This is a genomic window from Nocardioides albus, from assembly GCF_014648255.1.
Taxonomy (GTDB): Bacteria; Actinomycetota; Actinomycetes; order Propionibacteriales; family Nocardioidaceae; genus Nocardioides; species Nocardioides albus.
Genome location: NZ_BMQT01000008.1, coordinates 177,557 through 195,973 on the forward strand (window position 1 = coordinate 177,557; position 18,417 = coordinate 195,973).

The following is an 18,417-nucleotide window of genomic DNA, read 5'->3' on the forward strand; positions in this document are numbered from 1 at the left end:
GTGAAGTATCCCTACCCGATCCAGAATCGGAGATCGGTGCCGAGCTGTTCGTCGGGCACCCCGCCGTTCTTCTCGATCACGCGCCGGGAGGCGTCGTTGGAGGGGTCGCAGGTGAGCAGGGCGCGCGAGATGCCACGCTCGCGGGCTTTCTCGAGGCCGAGCTCGAGCATGCGGGTCGCGTGACCCTGGCGCCGCCACGGGGCGACGACGTGGTAGCCGATGTGGCCGCCGTCGACGGTGAGCTCGGGCGTCAGCGCGTGACGCACGACGAGGGTGCCGAGATAGTGCTCCGCGGAGACGTACCAGTAGACCGTCGACATCACCTTCCAGCGCTCCTTGTCGTGGTCCCGGGCAGCGACGAAAGCGTCGAAGTCCGTGCTGGCCGGCCCGAGCCAGTCGGTGTCGGTGCCGAGCAGGAGGCAGTCGGCCTGTTCACCGGTGAGATAGGACGTGCGTACGTCCGTCGTCGGACGGACCAGGCGAGGGGGTTCGCTCAGGGTGATCATCGCCGGTCAGACAACCACACGGCGTGCTGCGAACGCACCAGATTTTGCCGGGGACGGCGGCTAGATTGAGCCCATGAGCGAGCACGCGGGACGCGAGATGTTCGAGCCGGAGTCGTGGGAGGAGCGCTATGCCGGCGAGGAGAAAGTGTGGAGCGGTGACCCGAACCCTCAGCTCGTCGCCGAGGTCTCCGCGCTGACGCCCGGCACGGCGCTGGACGTCGGCTGCGGCGAGGGCGGCGACGTGATCTGGCTCGCGCACCAGGGATGGACGGTCACCGGTGCCGACTTCTCGGCAAACGGGCTTGCCCGGGCGCAGCGGCACGCCGAGGAGTCAGGGGTCGCGGAGCGCACCCCTGGTGGCAGGTCGACGCCCGCACCTTCGATGCCGAAGGACGACAGTTCGACCTGGTCACCTGTCACTTTCTGCACACCCCCGACGGGAGCATGGTCGAGGTCGCCGGGCGCCTGGCCACCGCGGTCGCGCCGGGCGGCCATCTCCTCGTCGTCGGCCACGCCCCCTCGGAGGTCTTCGAACACCACAGCCATCACCACGCGATGTTCCTCGCCGAGGATCTGCTCCCTGGTCTTCCAGAGGGGTTCGAGCCTGTCGTCGTCGAGCAGCGCCCACGCTCCGTCGTCCGTGACAGCGTCCGGGTCGACATCGACGACTCGACCCTGCTCGCCCGCAGGGTCGGCTAGCCGCGGACCATCCGGAGCTCGACGCCGACCGGGTCGGTCTTGGTCTCGCCGTCGAAGCGGAACCCCTGGCGCTCGTAGAAGGCAGTCGCGCGCTCGTTGCCGTCCAGAACCCAGAGGTACGCCGCCGCCGACCCGATCGCCTGCTGGAGCATCGCGTGGCCGAGCCCGGTGCCGTACCTCTCCGCTCGGACGTAGAGGGCGGTGAGCTCAAGCCGGGGCAGGTCGGGAACGTCGTCACGCGCAGGCCCCGCGCCGGCAAAGCCGAGCAGCCGCCCCGGCTCGTCGTCCTCGACCACCAAGCTGGAGATCGGGCCGGTCTCGATGTTGGTGCGCCACCGATCGATCCTCGCGGCCCGCTGAGCGCGGCGCTCGACGAAGATCGAGTCCGGCATCAGCCCGGCGTACGCCTCCTCCCACACGTCGAGGTGGAGATCGGTCAACGCTTCGGCGTCATCGACGACGGCCGCTCGGATCAGCATGTCGCGAGCATAGAGAGATGCTCAGTCGAGGCACCACTCGTTTCCCTCGGGGTCCTGCATGACGATGAACCCGTGGCTCATCGGCGGGTCGGGCTCGAAGCGGCGGACGCGGGTGGCGCCGAGCGCGACGACGCGCTCGCACTCCGCCTCGAGCGCGGCCATCCGCTCCTCCCCCTGCAGCCCCGGAGCGGCCCGGACGTCGAGGTGGACCCGGTTCTTGGCGGTCTTCGACTCCGGCACGCGCTGGAAGAAGACACGTGGGCCGACGCCGGCGGGATCCTCGATCGCCGAGGCATTGTTGCGTTGCTCGGGCGGCACCCCGACCTGCTCCATGAACGAGTCCCACGCGTCCAGCGGATCGGTTCCGTCGGGGACCTCCACTCCGGGCGGGCCGGGGTGGACGTAGCCGAGCACGTCACGCCAGAACGTGGACAGCGTTCGTGGGTCGTGCGCGTCGAAGGTGATCTGGAAGGTTCGGGTCTCGAGAGCCATGGCTCCACCATGGCATCGAATCAGGACAGTCTGCGTCCGTTATCGACGGTGGGCCGGAGCAGGCAGCCCGAGGCCGCGGCGCTCCTCCATCCGCAGCGCGATCATCGGAACCACGATCGCCGCGGCGACGACGTGCGTCAGGCACAGGACGCCGACGAAGGCCAGGTCGAACTCGAACAACGGCAGCACGTCGGGGATCAGGGAGAGCCCGGTGAGCACGATGGCGGTGATCTGGAAGGTCGATCGGGGCAGCTTGGCGACGCGGATCGTCACCTCGGCGATGATGATGCCGATCAAGGAGCAGTAGATGGTCAGCATGGGGAACGCCGAGATCGGCACGTCGCCGAGGCTGCTGCCGAAGTCGACTCCGGCTGCTTTGGCGATCACTGCCATCAGGGTCGTGGTGACTGCGGCGACGGCAGCGGCCACCAGCCCGCGCGGCCAGACCGGAGCCGGCCGCTGCTGGACAGGAGCAACCTCGACCGCCGGGGTCTGCCTGTGGTCGGGAAGGTAGAGGGTCATCTCGGGCGCTCCTTGATTGATACTGCAACCAATTCACACTAGATGTGACCCTCTGCCTCCACCGCATTCAGATGCCCGCAACCGGGCGTGATTCGCACCACCCGGTGGCGCGCGGTCACCCGCCGACGTACTCCGCGAGGTGCTCGCCGGTCAGTGTCGACTTCTTCGCGACGAGCTCGGCCGGCGTACCTTCGAAGACGACGAGGCCGCCGTCGTGACCGGCGCCCGGGCCGAGGTCGATGATCCAGTCGGCATGTGCCATGACGGCCTGGTGGTGCTCGATCACGATGACCGACTTGCCGGCGTCGACCAGCTGGTCGAGCAGCGCGAGCAGGTTGTCGACGTCGGCGAGGTGGAGGCCGGTGGTCGGCTCGTCCAGGACGTACGTCCCGCCCTTCTCCCCCAGGTGCATGGCCAGCTTGATCCGCTGCCGCTCGCCGCCGGAGAGGGTGTTGAGCGGCTGGCCGAGCTTGAGGTAGCCGAGGCCGACGTCGGCCATCCGCTCCAGGATCTTGGCGGCCGGAGGCACCTTCGACTCGCCGTCGGAGAAGAAGGTGTGCGCCTTCGCGACCGACAGGTCGAGCACCTCGGCGATGTTGAGCCCGCCGAGGCGGTATTCGAGCACCAGCGGCTGGAACCGCTTGCCGCCGCAGTCCTCGCAGGGCGAGGCGACGGTCTCCATGAAGCCGAGCTCGGTGTAGATCATCCCGTTGCCCTTGCAGGTCGGGCAGGCGCCCTCGGAGTTGGCCGAGAAGAGCGCCGGCTTGACCCCGTTGGCCTTCGCGAACGCCTTGCGGATGGGCTCGAGAAGACCGGTGTACGTCGCTGGGTTGCTGCGCCGCGACCCCTTGATCGCGCTCTGGTCGACGAACTCGACGTCGGTTCCGGCCGCCCTGGAAGCTGAGCCCAGCGAGCCGTGGATCAGCGACGACTTCCCCGAACCGGCGACCCCGGTGACGACGGTCAGCACCCCGAGCGGGATGTCGACGTCGACGTTGCGGAGGTTGTGCGAGGTGGCCCCGCGGATCTCCAGATGCCCCTTCGGCTGGCGGACCGTCTCCTTGACCGACGCGCGGTGTCCCAGGTGGCGCCCGGTGAGCGTGTCGGCCGCGGCGAGCTCCTCGAAGGTGCCCTCGAAGCAGATCGTGCCTCCGTCGCTGCCGGCGCCCGGGCCGAGGTCGACGACGCGGTCGGCGATCGCGATCGTCTCCGGCTTGTGCTCGACGACCAGGACGGTGTTGCCCTTGTCGCGCAGGTCGAGGAGCAGCTTGTTCATCCGCTGGATGTCGTGCGGGTGCAGTCCCACGGTCGGCTCGTCGAAGACATAGGTGACATCGGTCAGCGCCGAGCCCAGGTGACGGACCATCTTCGTACGCTGCGCCTCACCGCCGCTCAGCGTGCCCGACGGCCGGTCGAGAGACAGATAGCCGAGACCGATCTCGGTCATCGAGTCGCACAGGTGGAGCAGCGAGCCGATCAGGGGCGCGACGCCCGGCTCGTCGATGCCGCGCAGCCACTCGGCGAGGTCGGTGATCTGCATGGCACAGACCTGACCGATGTCGAGCCCACGGATCTTCGAGGACCGGGCCGACACGTTGAGGCGGGTGCCCTCGCACGTCGAACAGGGCGCGAAGACGGCGGCGCGCTCCACGAACGCCTTGATGTGCGGCTGGAGCTGCTCGGGATCCTTGCTGAAGACCGACTCGCGCAGCTTGGGGATGAGGCCCTGGTAGGTCATGTTCATCCCGAGCGCCTTGACCTTTCCCTTCTCCTTGTAGAGGAAGTCGTGGCGCTCGGTCTCGGTGTAGTCCTTGATCGGCTTGTCGCCGTCGAGCAGACCGGTCTCGGCGAAGCCCTTGACCATCCAGCCGTCCGCCTTGTAGCCGGGCACGAGGATCGCGCCCTCGTTGAGGGACTTGGACTCGTCGACGATGGCCGCGAGGTCGAGGTCGGAGACGACGCCACGGCCTTCGCACGCCGGGCACATGCCGCCGAGGTAGGTCTCCTGCTTGATGACGTTCTTCTTGCCCGACTCGGTGACCGAGACACCGCCGACCTTGGTGGTCGGGATGTTGAACGAGAAGGCGGTCGGACCACCGATGTGCGGGTCACCCAATCGCGAGAACAGCTGACGCAGCATCGCGTGTCCGTCGGTGACCGTGCCGAGCGTCGAGCGCGGGTTGGCGCCGAGTCGTTCCTGGTCCACCAGGATCGCGGTGGTCAACCCCTGCATCGCATCGACGTCGGGACGCGGCAGGCTGGGCATGAAGCCTTGGATGAACGTCGAGTAGGTCTCGTCGATCAGGCGTCGTGACTCCGCCGCGATGGTGCCGAAGACCAGCGACGACTTCCCGGATCCCGAGACGCCGGTGAACACCGAGAGCCGGCGCTTGGGGATCTCGACCGTGATGTCCTTGAGGTTGTTCTGCCGGGCGCCCTGGACGCGGATCAGGTCGTGAGTGTCGGCATCGTGTGCGGCGGCCGTGCTGGCATCGTTCATGCCGGTCAGGCTAGCCGGAGGGTTGAACCCGGGCGCGCACATTTTCTCCGGCTCACTTGATCTGCTGGAGTCGGACGGTGTTGCCGGCGGGGTCGCGGAAGGAACAGTCCCGCATCCCCCAGTCCTGGTCGGTCGGCTCGGACATGATCTCCCCACCGGCGGCGTCGATGCCGGCCTGGATCGTCTCGAAGGCCGCGTCGACGTCCGAGGACGAGAGCATGATGCTGCCGAAGGTGCCCTTGGCCATCATCTCGAGGACGACGTTGGCCTCCTGCTCGGTGACGTTCGGGTCGGCGTTCGGCGGGTAGAGCACGATGCTGATCTCGGGCTGTGAGGGCGGTCCGATCGTGAGCCAGCGCATCGCCTCGTACCCGACGTCCTTGCGGACCTCGAATCCCAGCAGGTCGCGGTAGAACCTCAGCGAGGCTTCGGGGTCGGTGTGGGGCAGATAGCTGTGGCAGATGTTGAGGTCCATGGCCTCACGTTAGATAAGGATCGGGCCTCGGCGCTTCTTCATTCCTGATCGAGTTCCGGCTGATCGAGCTCCGTCTGACCGGTCTGGTGACCTGCTTGGACACACAGGGAGGGATCCCGGCCTCTCCGGCGACCGCCTTCTCACGGTAGAGGCTGGGGGACATCCCGACGAGCTCACTGAACCGCGTCGAGAACGTCCCCAGCGACCCGAAGCCGACCGCGAAGCAGATGTCGGTGACACTGAGGTCACCGCGCCGCAGCAGGGTCATGGCCCGCTCGACTCGGCGGGTCATCAGGTAGGAGTAGGGCGGCTCGCCGTAGGCCTTCTTGAACTCCCGGCTCAGGTGGCCGGCCGACATGTGCACGCCGGCTGCCAAGGCGTCCACATCCAGCGGCTGCGCGTACTCCCGGTCGATCCGGTCCTTGACCTTCCGCAGCAGCTTCAGGTCGCGGAGCCGCTGCTCCTGATCGGGTTTCGTCGTCACTCCACGATCCTCCCATTTGATGAATCTGCTGCGTGTCGAAGTAAATGTGTCGAAATCGGGCGCGCACACTCGTGGAGTAGGTGAAGGCACACAAAATGCGGATAGGAGAAGGCCATGTGGGACACAGTGCAGAACCCAGAGAACATCAACGTACGCAGCTTCCCGGTGTCGCACTTCCTGCCGTGCCAGCGGTGCGGCCACGAGGTGCACACCTACCTCGCCTGCAGCGACACCTGCTCGTGCGCCCCGGTGATCATGCCCGGCAGCGTCCCGCTGGCCGCCTAGATCGCTGAACCCTAGATCCTCAGGCCCGACTCGATCGCGAAGACGACGAGCTGGGCGCGGTCACGGGCATGCAGCTTCACCATCGCGCGGGAGACGTGCGTGCGGACCGTGTCCGGGCTCACCACCAGCTCGGCGGCGATCTCGGCGTTGGAGCGACCGGTTGCCACCCAGGCGACCATCTCCCGCTCACGCTCGGTCAGGTCCCCCAGGCGCGGATGTGGGTTCGCCGCCCGGCGTGAGGACCCGAACTCCTCGATCACCCGCTTCGTCACCGTCGGCGCGAGCAGCGAGCCACCGTCGGCGACGACTCGGATCGCGTCCAGCAGCGCGACCGGCTCGGCGTCCTTGAGCAGGAACCCGCTCGCTCCCAGACGCAGCGCCTCGAAGACGTACTCGTCGAGCTCGAAGGTCGTCAGCATCACGACCCGTACGTCCTGGAGGGATGCGTCGCGGGTCACCTGCTCCAGCATGCCGAGGCCGTCGAGGACAGGCATCCGGATGTCGCACAGGACGACGTCGGGATGGGTCCGGCGCAGCATCGGCAGCGCCGCGCTTCCGTCCGAGGCCTCGCCGACAACCTCCAGGTCGGGTTCGGCGCCGATCATGGTGGCCAGGCCCATCCGGACCAGAGGCTGGTCATCGACCAGCGCGACGCTGATCTGCTTCGATTCCGCACTTCTCATGCCAGCTCCTCCACGCCATCCGTCGAGGACCCAGAGAGCGGGATGGAAGCCCGCAGCCGGAAGCCCCGCACCTCCGGCCCCGCCACCAGGGTGCCGCCTAGTGCCTCGACGCGCGACCGCATTCCCACGATTCCCATCCCCGGGCCCCTCTCCCCGCTCGACACGTCCGATCCCCGCCCGTCGTCCGCCACCGTCACCACCAGCTCGCCCGGCGAGGCGGAGCTTCTCGAGATCACCACTTCTGCCCGGGAGGCGTCCGCATGCCGCAGCACGTTGGTGAGCCCTTCCTGGACCACGGCGTACGCAGCCCGCGCAGCCTCCCCCGGGACCGACTCGGTCTCGAGCCGCAGCGAGACCTCGAGACCACCGGTGCGCACCCGTTCGACCAGTGCAGGCAGGTCCGCGAGCCCGTGCTCCGGCGAGCGCGGTGCCGACCCGGCGTCGGGTGCGGCGTCGGTCAACCGGGCCAGCTGCCGGCGCAGCAGATCGAGCGACTCCTTGCTCTCGGCTCGGATCGCCTCCAGGTTGCGCCGGGCCGCCTCGGGGTCACGGTCGAGCACGTGCAGCGCGGCGCCGGCCTGCATCGCGATCACAGCCAGGCCGTGGCCGACACCGTCGTGCAGGTCCGCGGCCATCCGCACCCGCTCCTCGCTGACCGCCCGGCGCTGCCGCTGGGCGCGGGCCTCGTTGCGCGCGCGCAGCGCGGTCGCGATCGCACCGCAGGCAGCGATGATCGCAACCTGCCCGATGGCCTGCCATATCGACAGGTCGCTCTCGAGCCCGGGGCCGTGACCGCCCGATCCCCCAGGGCCCCACGGCGGCCCCTGCGACCCCGATCCAGACCTGTCGGGGTTCAGCATCATTCCGGTGACAGCCAGCGCCGCGCCCCCGATCGTCCAGCCGACCCAACGGCGCAACGGCAGCGACAGCGCGACCGCGAAGGTGACGGCAGGAAGCACGAAGAAGATCGGCCCGGGACCGTACCCGGCCGCGAAGTAGACCCCGACGAACAGCCCGCTGACCGCGACCACCCAGCCACGGGGCTGCTGCAGCAGCACGGGGACGATCGCCCCCAGGGCGAGCACGGCGACCAGGAACGTCGAGCCGCCGGAATCGGCCCGGGAGCTGGTCGCCAGCGAGCCGACCACCACGACCACCACGACCAGCCACGGCAGCGGATGACGGCGTAACCAGGACATGGACACACCGTAGTTCGCGCGGGCGCCCGAGGCGTACGACACGATCGGGCGACCCGCTACGCAGATCTGCGTAACCCGGAGCATCACTGGAGCCGACGCCACCACGGCCCTGCTGCGGAACCGTGGTCGCCATGAAGGAACTCGTGGTTGAGACCGACGGGCTGACCAAACGGTACGGCGAGCGGCTTGCCGTCGACCGGGTCAGCATGACCGTCGAGCGTGGCGAGGTGTACGGCTTCCTCGGCCCCAACGGGGCCGGCAAGACGACCACCTTGCGGATGATGCTCGGTCTGATCCGGCCCACCGCCGGATCCGCCAGCGTCCTGGGTCGCCCCGCCGGGCGGCCCGAGGTCACTGCCAGGATCGGCGCACTGATCGAAGGCCCTGGCTTCTACCCCTACCTGAACGGCCGCGACAACCTGCGCACGATGGCGCGCTATCAGGGACTGCCGAACGCGGAGGTCGACCGCGTGCTGGAGATGGTCGACCTCGCCGACCGGGCGAAGGATGCCTTCAAGGGCTACTCGCTCGGCATGAAGCAGCGGCTCGGGGTCGCTTGCGCCATGCTCGGCTCCCCCGACCTGCTCGTGCTCGACGAGCCCACCAACGGGCTCGACCCGGCCGGCATGGCCGACATGCGGGCCCTGGTGGTCGCGCTGGCCGAGGCCGGCCAGACGGTGATCCTCTCCAGCCACATCCTCGCCGAGGTGCAGGAGATCTGCGATCGCGTCGGCGTCATCAACCAGGGTCGGCTGCTGCGGGAGTCCACGGTGGCCGAGCTGCGCGGCGCGGCGACCCTACGGATCCGGGCCACCCCCGAGGACACCGCGCTGGCGGTCCTCATGCGGATGGCCGGTGACGAAGGGGTACGCCGGGTCGGCAACGAGTCGCTCGAGGTCGATCTGCCGGCCTCGGCAGCACCGGAGGTCGTACGTCAGCTGGTCTCCCGCTCCGTCGACGTTCATCAGGTCACCGTCGCGGAGCGTTCCCTGGAGGACGCCTTCTTCGAGATGACCGGCACCACCAGCACGGAACAGGAGCTCGTGTCATGACCGCATTCCTGAACAGCACCCGCGCGGAGCTTCTGCGCCTGCGCCGGTGGTCGGCGATCTGGGTGATCATCGGCGCCGGCCAGGCTTTGACTCTCTCCTTCGGGTACGTCTTCAACTACGTCGCCTACAAGACGGGTGACGACAACTTCGCCGAGGACGGTGCGACCAGCGCCCAGCTGCTCGCCGAGCTGATGCCGAGCGCGATCCCGGACGTCATCATCAGCGGGCTGCCGATGTTCGGTGGAGCGCTGGCGATGGTGGTCGGTGCTCTGGTCGCGGGCAACGGCTTCGGCTGGGGCACCTGGAAGACCGTCTTCACCCAGGGGCCGAGCCGGGTCGCCGCCGTCGGCGGCTCGCTGGCCGCGGTGACGGTGCTCGTCTTCGCGATGATGTCGGCGACGCTCGTGCTGTGCACCGGCGTCTCGGTGGCGATCGCCGCCACCGAGGGGCAGACGATCGCCATGCCCGTGCTGAGCGACCTGGCTGCGTCCTTCGGTGCCGGGTTCCTGGTGCTGGAGATGTGGGCGCTGCTCGGGTTCCTGGTCGGCGTGCTCGCCAAGGGCCCCGCCCTTGCCGTCGGCCTGGGCCTGGTCTGGTCGCTGGTCGTCGAGAACCTGCTCCGTGGTGTCGGCGGCCTGCTCTCGGGGGTCGAGTCCGTCACCGACGCGCTCCCCGGCACCGCGGGCGGGTCGCTGGCCGGCGCGATCGTCGGCGGACCCAACGGCACCCCGGGAGTCCTCGATGCGATCTCGGGCGAGCGGGCGCTGCTCACCGTCGCGGCGTACGTCCTGGTCGCCGGCGGCGCGGCCCTCGTCGTGATGAGGCGGCGCGACCTCGCCTGACCTCCGGAAACATGTCTTTACCACACGCCGAGCCGGGTCAGTGACGCGTCTCGGCGTGTGACCGACAATGCGAGTGTGACCTGCGTTAAGTCTACTGTTTTGGTGGACAACAACCAGGTTGCCCACACTCAACGTCGAGACGTTCCCGTCTAGAAGAGGTTCCCACCCGTGTCCTCAAACATGCCCGAGCCCACCCCGCTCATCGAGGCTCCCAAGTCCAAGCTCCCGCTGATCATCGGGGTCGTCGCCGCCGCCGCGATCGTGATCGGCGGCCTCGCCTTCTTCCTCACCCGTGACGACGACTCCGGCAGCGACCTCACCAAGGTCACCCTCGGTGTCGTCGGCGCGGACGATCCCTACTGGGAGACCTTCAAGGACGCTGCTCGCGAGGAGGGCATCGACCTCCAGGTCAAGAACTTCGGTGACTACAACCAGCCCAACCCGGCCCTGTCCGAGGGCGAGCTCGACCTCAACCAGTTCCAGCACATCATCTTCCTGGCCGACTACAACGTCCAGAACGAAGACGACCTGGTCGCCCTCGGCTCCACCGCGACCTATCCCCTGGGCCTCTACTCCACGAAGTACACCTCGCTCGACGACATCAAGGCCGGCGAGACCGTGATCGTCCCCGACGACGAGACCAACCAGGCTCGCGGTCTGGTGCTGCTGCAGTCCAAGGGGCTGATCGAGCTGACCGATGGCGGCACCCCCTTCAGCACCATCAAGGATGTCGACACGGCCGCCTCCAAGGTGAAGATCAAGGCGGTCCAGGCCTCGATCACCCCCTCCTCGCTCCCCGACGTCGCTGCGGCGATCATCAACAACGACTATGTCGAGGACGCCGGCCTGAAGTTCGAGGACGCCCTCGCCACCGATGACCCCGCCGACCCGAAGGCGCTCCCCTACGTCAACATCTTCGCCGTGCGCGCCGAGGACAAGGACAACCCGACCTACAAGAAGCTCATCGAGATCTTCCAGAACAACGAGGACGTGCAGAAGGGGGTCTACGAGACCTCCGGCGACACCGCCGAGCTGGTGAAGATCCCGGTCGAGGACCTGCAGAAGTCGCTCGACGACACCGAGAAGCAGGTTCGGGAGCGTCAGTGACGCACTCGACCACCCCCGCGGAGCCGCTGGTGCGGCTCCGCGGCGTCACCAAGACCTACCCGGCAGCCAAGGGGCGCAAGGAGGTCCAGGCCGTGGTCGACGTCGACCTGGACATCGCTGCCGGTGACGTTCAGGCGATCGTCGGCTACTCCGGGGCCGGCAAGTCGACCCTCGTGCGGCTGCTCAACGGCCTCGAGCCGGCCACCTCGGGCTCCATCCAGGTCGGCGGCACCGAGCTGGTCGGCCTGCGCGAGCGGCAGCTGCGGCCGATCCGGCTGGGCATCGGGATGATCTTCCAGCAGTTCAACCTCTTCGAGTCGCGTACGGTCTGGGGCAACCTGGCCTACCCGCTGCAGATCGCCGGCGTCACCAAGGCCGAGCAGCAGCGCCGCATCTCCGAGCTGCTCCACTTCGTCGGGCTCCCGGACAAGGCCCACACCTACCCGCGCAACCTCTCGGGCGGACAGAAGCAGCGCGTCGGCATCGCCCGCGCGCTCACCACCAACCCCTCCCTGCTGCTCGCCGACGAGGCCACCAGCGCACTCGACCCGGAGACCACCCACGAGGTGCTGCGGCTCCTGAAGCAGGTCAACGAGGAGTTCGGCACCACGATCGTGGCCATCACCCACGAGATGGAGGTCGTGCGCGAGCTCGCCGACCACGTCGCGGTCATGGAGAACGGCCGGATCGTCGAGTCCGGCCCGGTCTACGAGGTCTTCTCGGCACCACGGCAGCCGGTGACGCGGCGCTTCGTCGGCACGGTCATCGATGACGAGCCCGATCCGGACGCGCTCGCCGCGCTGCGGGCTCGCCATCCCGGACGGTTCGTCAAGCTCGAGCTGCGCGAAGGCGGACCCCGCCAGACCGACATCTTCACCGTGCTCCTCGAGCGCGGCATCGCCTTCGAGCTCGTCTTCGGCGGCATCGAGGACATCCAGGGCGCCACCTTCGGCAACCTGACGCTCGCCCTCGACGGTCCCGCGGCCTCGGTCGACGAGGCCGTACGCGAGCTGGCCGCCCTCGTCCCCGCCAAGGAGCTGTGATGCTGACCGCTCTCCCCACCGACACCCGCCTCGGCGAGCTGTGGCCCGACATCTGGCAGGCCACCGGCGAGACGTTGCTCATGGTCGCGCTGACGATGCTGATCGGCGGCACCTTGGGCCTCATCCTCGGCCTGGGGCTCTACCTGACCCGCAAGGGCGGGCTCTACGAGAACGCGGTCGTCTCGTTCGTCCTCAACGTTCTGGTCAACTTCTTCCGGCCGATCCCGTTCATCATCTTCATCGCCGCCGTCCAGCCTGCCGCTCGGCTGATCGTCGGCACCGGCATCGGTACGCCTGCGGTCGTCTTCTCCTTGGTGCTGGCGGCGATGTTCGGCATCGCGCGGATCGTCGAGCAGAACCTCGTCACCGTCCCGCCCGGCGTCATCGAGGCCGCTCGCGCGATGGGCGCCACACGTGCCCGGATCGCCGCGACGGTGGTCGTCCCCGAGGCGATGGCCCCGGTGATCCTCGGTTACACCTTCGCCTTCGTCGCGGTCGTCGACATGTCCGCGGTCGCGGGTCTCATCGCCGGCGGAGGTCTGGGCAGCTTCGCCCAGACCTTCGGCTACCGCCAGTACGACCCCGCTGTCACCTGGGTCTGCGTGCTCATCCTGGTCGCGCTGGTGCAGGTCATTCAGCTGCTCGGCAACACGCTCTCGGCACGGATCCTGCGCCGCTGACCCCGGCTCTCAGGCACGAGCCAGGATCTCGCCGTGGACGACGGAGAACCAACCGTCCTCGGCCGCCGCCCACGACCGCCACCCGTCAGCGATCCGGGCGAGGTCGGCGGTCGTGGCGTCTCCTGAGTCGACGAGCTGGCGAGCGACTGCTGAGTCGGTGAACCGGTCGGCCCACATCCCGCCCCACCAGGCCCGGTTCTCGGGGTCGGCGAAGCACCAGGTGCTCGAGGTCGCGGTGATGTCGGCGAACCCGGCCGCGCGCGCCCAGGAGACCAGTCGACGCCCGGCGTCGGGCTCGCCGCCGTTGGCTCTCGCTGCGTCCCGGTAGAGCCGCAGCCACTCGGTCAGCTCGCTCGACTCCGGCCACCAGACGAAACCCGCGTAGTCGCTGTCGCGCGCGGCGACGATGCCGCCCGGTCTCGTCACCCGCCGCATCTCCCGCAGCGCCTGCACCGGGTCCGCCACGTGCTGCAGCACCTGATGAGCATGGACGACGTCGTACGCATCGTTCTGGATGCTCAGCGCATGTACGTCCTCGACCCGGAAGTCGACGTTGGTCGCTCCCCCGGCCTCGGCGGCCTGCCGAGAGAGGTCGACCTCGGCCTCACCGATCTCGGTAGCGGTCACCTGGGCAACCCGGCCGGCGAGGTCGATCGTGATCGTCCCCGGCCCGGCGCCGACGTCGAGCAACCGCTGTTCGGGCCGCAGGTGCGGCAACAGGTATGCGGCGGAGTTCTCGGCCGTACGCCACCTGTGCGAGCGCAGAACTGACTCGTGGTGGCCATGGGTGTAGGTCGACATGCACCGACCCTACGCGGACGATTCCGAAGCATGAGACGCAAATCTCGTTATACAGACGGTCGCGGCGTTGCGACATCGGTGCAGCCGAGGCGCCGACGGGCCAAGAGCACCCCGCCCAGGAGCCCGCCGAGAAGCAGCGTGTTGAGCACGATCACCACGCCGGTCTCGAACGGATCCGCGCCCCCGCCCGGCCGCGCGTCCTCGGGTGACACCTCACGACGGTCGAACCCGATCTGGCCCTGGTCGGACGCTCTCAGCTCCTCGGCGGCAGCCGGCATGGTCAGCGCCGCGGAGGCGAAGACGACGGCGGCCGTCCCGGCGAGCAGAATCCGCACGATGCGACTCATCATGCTTCCGAGCGTGAGCGCCGGCTCCGTCAGAAACCCGACGCACACCGTCCCTATCGGCAACGACGCGGTGAACATTCAGAACTCCGCGGAGTCCGCGTTTCTGGCCTCCACGGCTACCGATTCGCCTGTGCGGGGTCCGGTCAGGTTCTGGCGAGCTCGGCGGAGATGTCGAAGAACCAGACGGTCGAGTCGGTGCACACGATCCGGTCCAGGTTGCCGACCGCAACCTGTGAACGCGGTGTCTTGCCCGAGGCCAGCACGACGTCGTACGCGTCGCTGCTGCGCAGCACCGACCACGGTGAGGACTCGGTGCCGTCACCGGTGCTGATGATGCTGTCGAGGGCCGCCTGCGCCAGGATCGACTCGCGCTGAGCCTGCTCCGGGTTGCCGAGGCCGCGCTGGGCATCGGCGAGCGCAGCATGGGCGGAGGGGCTGAAGATCGCACCGGGCATCAGCCCGTGGACTGCGGCCACCGCACCCGCGTAGTCGCCGACCGACATCATCGGGGCGATCATCTCGGTGATCTCGAGGTCGGACCGGAAGTTCGGAGCCTCGAGGATCGCCTCGCGCAAGGCTTGCAGCGACTGCGGGTCTTGGTCGCGAAGATAGGCGTCGAGCAGCTCAGCGTACGTAGCCAACAGGGGTCCCCTTCGAATATCGGTCGTCCCGCACGTTAGCAATCAGCCAGCCACGCGGGGCGGTTGACAACGATTATGCGCCCTATTGTGACTCGAAGGTCGGGCGGTCCGAAGGCGGCTATCGCCAGCCGAGAGCGGGCGCGACGTGGGTCAGGATGCTCTCCAGGGCATGGGCGTTGTAGTCCACACCGAGCTGGTTGGGAACGGTGAGCAGCAGCGTGTCGGCGGCCTGGATGGCCTCGTCCTGGGACAGCTCCTCGATCAAGACGTCGGGCTCGGCAGCGTACGAGCGTCCGAAGATCGCGCGGGTCTGTTCGTCGATGTTGCCGATCTGGTCCTTGGTCTGCCGGTCGAGGCCGAAGTAGCGCCGGTCCTCGTCGTTGACGAGGGCGAAGATGGAGCGCGAGACCGAGACTCGCGGCTCGCGCTCGTGGCCGGTCTCTTTCCAGGCCTCGCGGTAGGCATCGATCTGCTCACGCTGCTGGATGTGGAACGGCTTCCCGTTCTCGTCGTTCTTGAGGGTCGAGCTCTGCAGGTTCATCCCGAGCCCGGCGGCCCAGCGCGCGGTCGCCAATGAGCTCGACCCCCACCAGATCCGGTCGCGCAGGGTCTCGGAGTAGGGCTCGACCCGGAGCTTGCCTGGCGGGTTGGGGAACATCGGCCGCGGGTTGGGCTCGGCGAACTGCGCGCCTTCGATGGTCTTGAGGTACGTCTCGGTGTGAGCGCGCGCCATGTCGGCCTCGGAGGCGTTCTCGCCGGGGTCGTAGCCGAAGTAGCGCCACCCCTCGATGACCTGCTCGGGCGAGCCGCGGCTGATCCCGAGCTGCAGGCGCTCGCCGGAGATCAGGTCGGCGGCCGCCGAGTCCTCGGCCATGTAGAGCGGGTTCTCATAGCGCATGTCGATGACACCGGTGCCGATCTCGATCTTCGAGGTGCGGGCGCCGACCGCGGACAGCAGCGGGAAGGGCGAGGCGTACTGGCGGGCGAAGTGGTGGACCCGAAAGTACGCCCCGTCGATGCCCAGCTCCTCGGCGGCGACGGCGAGGTCGATGCCCTGGATCAGTGCGTCTCGTGCCGACTGTGTCTGGGAGTAGGGCGACGGTGTCCAGTGGCCGAAGGACAAGAATCCGATGTTCTTCACAGGTAGTGGAACCCTCAACAGCCCTGGAGGATTCCCACGAGGGGACGCGAACGGCGCCATGGCCCGGCTGTCCCGAGCGACCTGGGACCTTCGACTCTGCGTGTTCTGCTCTCCGGAACCGTGGCTGACCTGACACCACCTTGTCGGTGGTCGTGCCCTGTTCTGCGTTCTGCTCTCAGTCCCCCAACACACCGGGGGCGTCGCCTTACGCACCGTAAATCGGACGTCTACACCGCGCCAACAGCGGGCCCTTATGAGTTTATCTATCGGTCGACCGAATAAGCATATCGGTCAACTGACCAGGGAAAACATTGTCTCGGCGTGTTGTCCCAGCCCTTCCGAAACCGAGGATTATCGTGTTACATATCAGGCAGTTCACCGATGCAGATTCACCGATATAAGACCAATCACCATTCTCTGGGGGATGAATTAATTATGTGGGACACCGTTGAGGTGCAGAGCTTCACGCTTTCTCACGACATGCCGTGCCGCGACTGCGGGCACGCACGTCATCGTTTCTTGCCGTGTGACTCCGACTGCGACTGCCGCGCCCACGAGGTCGCGGAGCTACTGGAGGTCGCCGGCGCTCGCTGAACGAACCTGGCGTCAGCTGTCTCGGGCGTCCAGAACGGTGACCACCGCACTCGCGGTGGTCACCGTTCTTTTTGGCCGGAAGCCGGCAAGGTTCAGCTTCGGTCGAGTGGCGGAAGCGGATCGTCCGCAAACAGGTGAAGGATCGCCCCATGGACATCGTTCTCGTACCCGGGCTCTGGCTCGACGCCTCCTCATGGGACCTCGTCGTCCCTCACCTGACCACCGCCGGCCACACGCCGCGACCGCTCACCCTGCCCGGCCTCGAGTCGGCCGAGACGGACCGCTCTGGCGTGCACGTCGCAGACCAGGTCGCTGCTGTGGTCGCCGCCATCGACAGCTCGTCCGGGCCGGTGACCCTCGTTGGGCACTCGATGGGGTGCGCGGTGGCCGGCGCCGCCCTGGACGCCCGCGTCGACAAGGTCGCCGCCGTGGTCTACGTCGGCGGCTGGCCGGCCGAGCCGGGCATGATCCCGGCCAAGAACTTCCCGAGCGACGGCGCCGACCTGCCGCCGGTGCCGTGGGAGGAGTTCGACGAGGCCGACGTACGCGACCTCGACCGTGCCACCTTCGAGGCGCTGCTGCGGCCCTCCCCCGCCAGTCTGACCTCGGAGCCGTTCGAGCTCGGCGACGAACGCCGCTACTCGGTGCCGGCGGTGTTCGTCTGCCCGGAATACACCGCAGCCGACCTGCAGGAGTGGGTCGCTGACGGCACCGAGTCGGTAGCCGCCATCCCGAAGCACAAGGAGGTCACCTATATCGATCTGCCCACCGGACACTGGCCGCAGCTGACCAAGCCGACCGAGCTCGCGGCGATCATCGATCAGAGCATCGGCCGCAGCGGCGCGTAGCCGTCGGGTAGCGTCGATTGTGTGCGCACTCGGCTCGCTGCCCTGTCCACCGCCACAGCCCTGGCTCTCGTCGCCGGCTGTGGCGGTGAGCCGTCCTCGGATCCGGTCGGCAGGCCGTCGTCGTCGCCGGTCCCCTCCTCGTCCCCGGTCCCGTCACCAACGACGGTCCCGCTCGACGATGAGTCGGTGCCGCTGGCAGATCGCCTCACCCAGGCGCTGGCGACGGTCGCCGCCGGAGAGCCAGGAACCGAGGACGTACGCGAGGCCGCGCTGTTCGAGCAGACCACCGCCCGCGACCTCGCCCGAGGATCGAAGGCGAGGACCGACGACGTGCTGGGCGCGCTAGGTCGAGCCGGTCGCGCCCAGCTCGAGGCCGACATCGCCGCGGCGCGCGAGCTCATGGTGATGACCGACGCGCAGCCGAAGCTGCCGGACTGGAGGATCGTGACGCCGCCGACGCCCGACGAGCTACGGCGGCTCTACCGCAACGCGCAGCAGGAGACAGGGACGCCGTGGGAGTACCTGGCGGCCGTCCATCTGGTCGAGACCCGCATGGGCCGGATCCGCGGCACGAGCACCGCCGGCGCGCAGGGTCCGATGCAGTTCCTGCCCTCGACCTTCGAGCAGTACGGTGCCGGTGGCGACATCAACGACCCCGGCGACGCGATCATGGCCGCGGGCCGCATGCTCGCCAACAACGGCGCCCCCGGCGACATGTCCGGCGCCCTGTGGTCCTACAACCATTCCGACCGCTACGTGGCGGCGGTCAGCGCCTACGCCGAGCAGATGAAGCGCTCCGCCGCTGCGTACGACCTCTACTGGCACTGGCAGGTCCTCTACCGCCACCAGGACGGCACCATGCTCCTGCCCGAGGGCTACCCGGGCAAGAAACCAGTACGCATCGACTGACCTGCCGAGACGTCACTGGCGTCGGCCGAGACGTCACTGGCGTCGGCCGACGCGTCACTGGCGTCGGCCGAAGCGTCATCGGCTGCCC

At 68.3% G+C, this 18,417-nt stretch carries 22 protein-coding genes and 1 pseudogene; 10 read left to right on the plus strand and 13 right to left on the minus strand.

Going from position 1 to position 18,417, the window contains the following annotated elements; translation table 11 throughout:
- Positions 1–11: 11 nt before the first annotated feature.
- Positions 12–506, minus strand: a complete 495-nt coding sequence (locus IEY84_RS17935; protein WP_183548945.1) for a GNAT family N-acetyltransferase — start codon at positions 504–506, stop codon at positions 12–14.
- A 97-nt stretch (positions 507–603) separates the two neighbouring features.
- On the opposite strand from IEY84_RS17935, the pseudogene IEY84_RS26795 reads away from it, so the two are divergent.
- A pseudogene (locus tag IEY84_RS26795) lies at positions 604–789 on the plus strand (methyltransferase type 11); the annotation flags it as partial.
- A 161-nt stretch (positions 790–950) separates the two neighbouring features.
- Positions 951–1,205 (plus strand): hypothetical protein, encoded by a 255-nt coding sequence (locus tag IEY84_RS26800; protein WP_221209118.1) that lies wholly within the window; start codon positions 951–953, stop codon positions 1,203–1,205.
- Here the strand turns inward: IEY84_RS26800 and IEY84_RS17945 are convergent.
- The 6 genes from IEY84_RS17945 to IEY84_RS17970 form a co-directional block, all read right to left on the minus strand.
- Positions 1,202–1,684, minus strand: coding sequence for a GNAT family N-acetyltransferase (locus IEY84_RS17945; RefSeq protein ID WP_183548943.1), 483 nt, complete (start codon positions 1,682–1,684; stop codon positions 1,202–1,204). The two genes, IEY84_RS26800 and IEY84_RS17945, sit on opposite strands and share 4 nt — an antisense overlap.
- A 21-nt stretch (positions 1,685–1,705) precedes the next feature.
- Entirely contained in the window at positions 1,706–2,176 is a 471-nt protein-coding gene (locus IEY84_RS17950; RefSeq protein WP_183548941.1) for a VOC family protein, read from the minus strand.
- Between the two features lie 39 nt (positions 2,177–2,215).
- Positions 2,216–2,698, minus strand: coding sequence for a DUF6069 family protein (locus tag IEY84_RS17955; protein WP_221209117.1), 483 nt, complete (start codon positions 2,696–2,698; stop codon positions 2,216–2,218).
- Between the two features lie 115 nt (positions 2,699–2,813).
- Complete coding sequence (locus tag IEY84_RS17960; RefSeq protein ID WP_229788801.1) at positions 2,814–5,198, minus strand: ATP-binding cassette domain-containing protein; 2,385 nt, start codon at positions 5,196–5,198, stop codon at positions 2,814–2,816.
- 52 nt (positions 5,199–5,250) lie between these two features.
- Positions 5,251–5,673, minus strand: coding sequence for a VOC family protein (locus IEY84_RS17965; protein WP_183548937.1), 423 nt, complete (start codon positions 5,671–5,673; stop codon positions 5,251–5,253).
- Positions 5,674–5,677: 4 nt separating this feature from the next.
- Entirely contained in the window at positions 5,678–6,157 is a 480-nt protein-coding gene (locus IEY84_RS17970) for a helix-turn-helix transcriptional regulator (protein ID WP_229788803.1), read from the minus strand.
- A gap of 114 nt (positions 6,158–6,271) precedes the next feature.
- Here IEY84_RS17970 and IEY84_RS17975 point away from each other — a divergent pair, with 114 nt between their 5' ends.
- On the plus strand, positions 6,272–6,442 hold the full coding sequence (locus IEY84_RS17975) for a hypothetical protein (RefSeq protein WP_183548935.1): 171 nt from the start codon (positions 6,272–6,274) through the stop codon (positions 6,440–6,442).
- Between the two features lie 11 nt (positions 6,443–6,453).
- On the opposite strand, the gene IEY84_RS17980 is transcribed toward IEY84_RS17975, so the two are convergent.
- Together IEY84_RS17980 and IEY84_RS17985 are read right to left on the minus strand one after the other, a co-directional pair.
- Positions 6,454–7,125: a response regulator gene (locus IEY84_RS17980; RefSeq protein ID WP_183548933.1), complete on the minus strand. Its 672-nt coding sequence runs from the start codon at positions 7,123–7,125 to the stop codon at positions 6,454–6,456.
- On the minus strand, positions 7,122–8,324 hold the full coding sequence (locus tag IEY84_RS17985; protein ID WP_183548931.1) for a sensor histidine kinase: 1,203 nt from the start codon (positions 8,322–8,324) through the stop codon (positions 7,122–7,124). The genes IEY84_RS17980 and IEY84_RS17985 overlap by 4 nt, the downstream gene beginning before the upstream one ends.
- A gap of 131 nt (positions 8,325–8,455) precedes the next feature.
- Between IEY84_RS17985 and IEY84_RS17990 the strand changes: the two genes are divergently transcribed.
- The 5 genes from IEY84_RS17990 to IEY84_RS18010 all read left to right on the plus strand — a co-directional run bounded on the left by IEY84_RS17990 (position 8,456) and on the right by IEY84_RS18010 (position 13,048).
- On the plus strand, positions 8,456–9,376 hold the full coding sequence (locus IEY84_RS17990; RefSeq protein ID WP_183548929.1) for an ABC transporter ATP-binding protein: 921 nt from the start codon (positions 8,456–8,458) through the stop codon (positions 9,374–9,376).
- Complete coding sequence (locus IEY84_RS17995) at positions 9,373–10,218, plus strand: ABC-2 transporter permease family protein (protein WP_183548927.1); 846 nt, start codon at positions 9,373–9,375, stop codon at positions 10,216–10,218. The genes IEY84_RS17990 and IEY84_RS17995 overlap by 4 nt, the downstream gene beginning before the upstream one ends.
- Positions 10,219–10,386: 168 nt before the next feature.
- On the plus strand, positions 10,387–11,325 hold the full coding sequence (locus tag IEY84_RS18000) for a MetQ/NlpA family ABC transporter substrate-binding protein (protein WP_183548925.1): 939 nt from the start codon (positions 10,387–10,389) through the stop codon (positions 11,323–11,325).
- Positions 11,322–12,368, plus strand: a complete 1,047-nt coding sequence (locus tag IEY84_RS18005; protein WP_183548923.1) for a methionine ABC transporter ATP-binding protein — start codon at positions 11,322–11,324, stop codon at positions 12,366–12,368. The genes IEY84_RS18000 and IEY84_RS18005 overlap by 4 nt, the downstream gene beginning before the upstream one ends.
- On the plus strand, positions 12,368–13,048 hold the full coding sequence (locus IEY84_RS18010) for a methionine ABC transporter permease (RefSeq protein WP_183548921.1): 681 nt from the start codon (positions 12,368–12,370) through the stop codon (positions 13,046–13,048). Before IEY84_RS18005 ends, IEY84_RS18010 begins: the two co-directional genes overlap by 1 nt.
- Positions 13,049–13,057: 9 nt before the next feature.
- On the opposite strand, the gene IEY84_RS18015 is transcribed toward IEY84_RS18010, so the two are convergent.
- The 4 genes from IEY84_RS18015 to IEY84_RS18030 all read right to left on the minus strand — a co-directional run bounded on the left by IEY84_RS18015 (position 13,058) and on the right by IEY84_RS18030 (position 15,978).
- Positions 13,058–13,849, minus strand: a complete 792-nt coding sequence (locus IEY84_RS18015; protein ID WP_183548919.1) for a class I SAM-dependent methyltransferase — start codon at positions 13,847–13,849, stop codon at positions 13,058–13,060.
- A 47-nt stretch (positions 13,850–13,896) separates the two neighbouring features.
- Positions 13,897–14,199, minus strand: a complete 303-nt coding sequence (locus tag IEY84_RS18020) for a hypothetical protein (protein ID WP_183548917.1) — start codon at positions 14,197–14,199, stop codon at positions 13,897–13,899.
- 140 nt (positions 14,200–14,339) lie between these two features.
- Positions 14,340–14,837: a DUF4919 domain-containing protein gene (locus IEY84_RS18025; protein WP_183548915.1), complete on the minus strand. Its 498-nt coding sequence runs from the start codon at positions 14,835–14,837 to the stop codon at positions 14,340–14,342.
- 118 nt (positions 14,838–14,955) lie between these two features.
- Positions 14,956–15,978, minus strand: a complete 1,023-nt coding sequence (locus IEY84_RS18030) for an LLM class flavin-dependent oxidoreductase (protein WP_183548913.1) — start codon at positions 15,976–15,978, stop codon at positions 14,956–14,958.
- 743 nt (positions 15,979–16,721) lie between these two features.
- Here IEY84_RS18030 and IEY84_RS18035 point away from each other — a divergent pair.
- Positions 16,722–17,420, plus strand: coding sequence for an alpha/beta fold hydrolase (locus IEY84_RS18035; protein ID WP_183548911.1), 699 nt, complete (start codon positions 16,722–16,724; stop codon positions 17,418–17,420).
- 21 nt (positions 17,421–17,441) lie between these two features.
- On the plus strand, positions 17,442–18,329 hold the full coding sequence (locus IEY84_RS18040) for a lytic transglycosylase domain-containing protein (protein ID WP_183548909.1): 888 nt from the start codon (positions 17,442–17,444) through the stop codon (positions 18,327–18,329).
- Positions 18,330–18,417 lie beyond the last annotated feature (88 nt).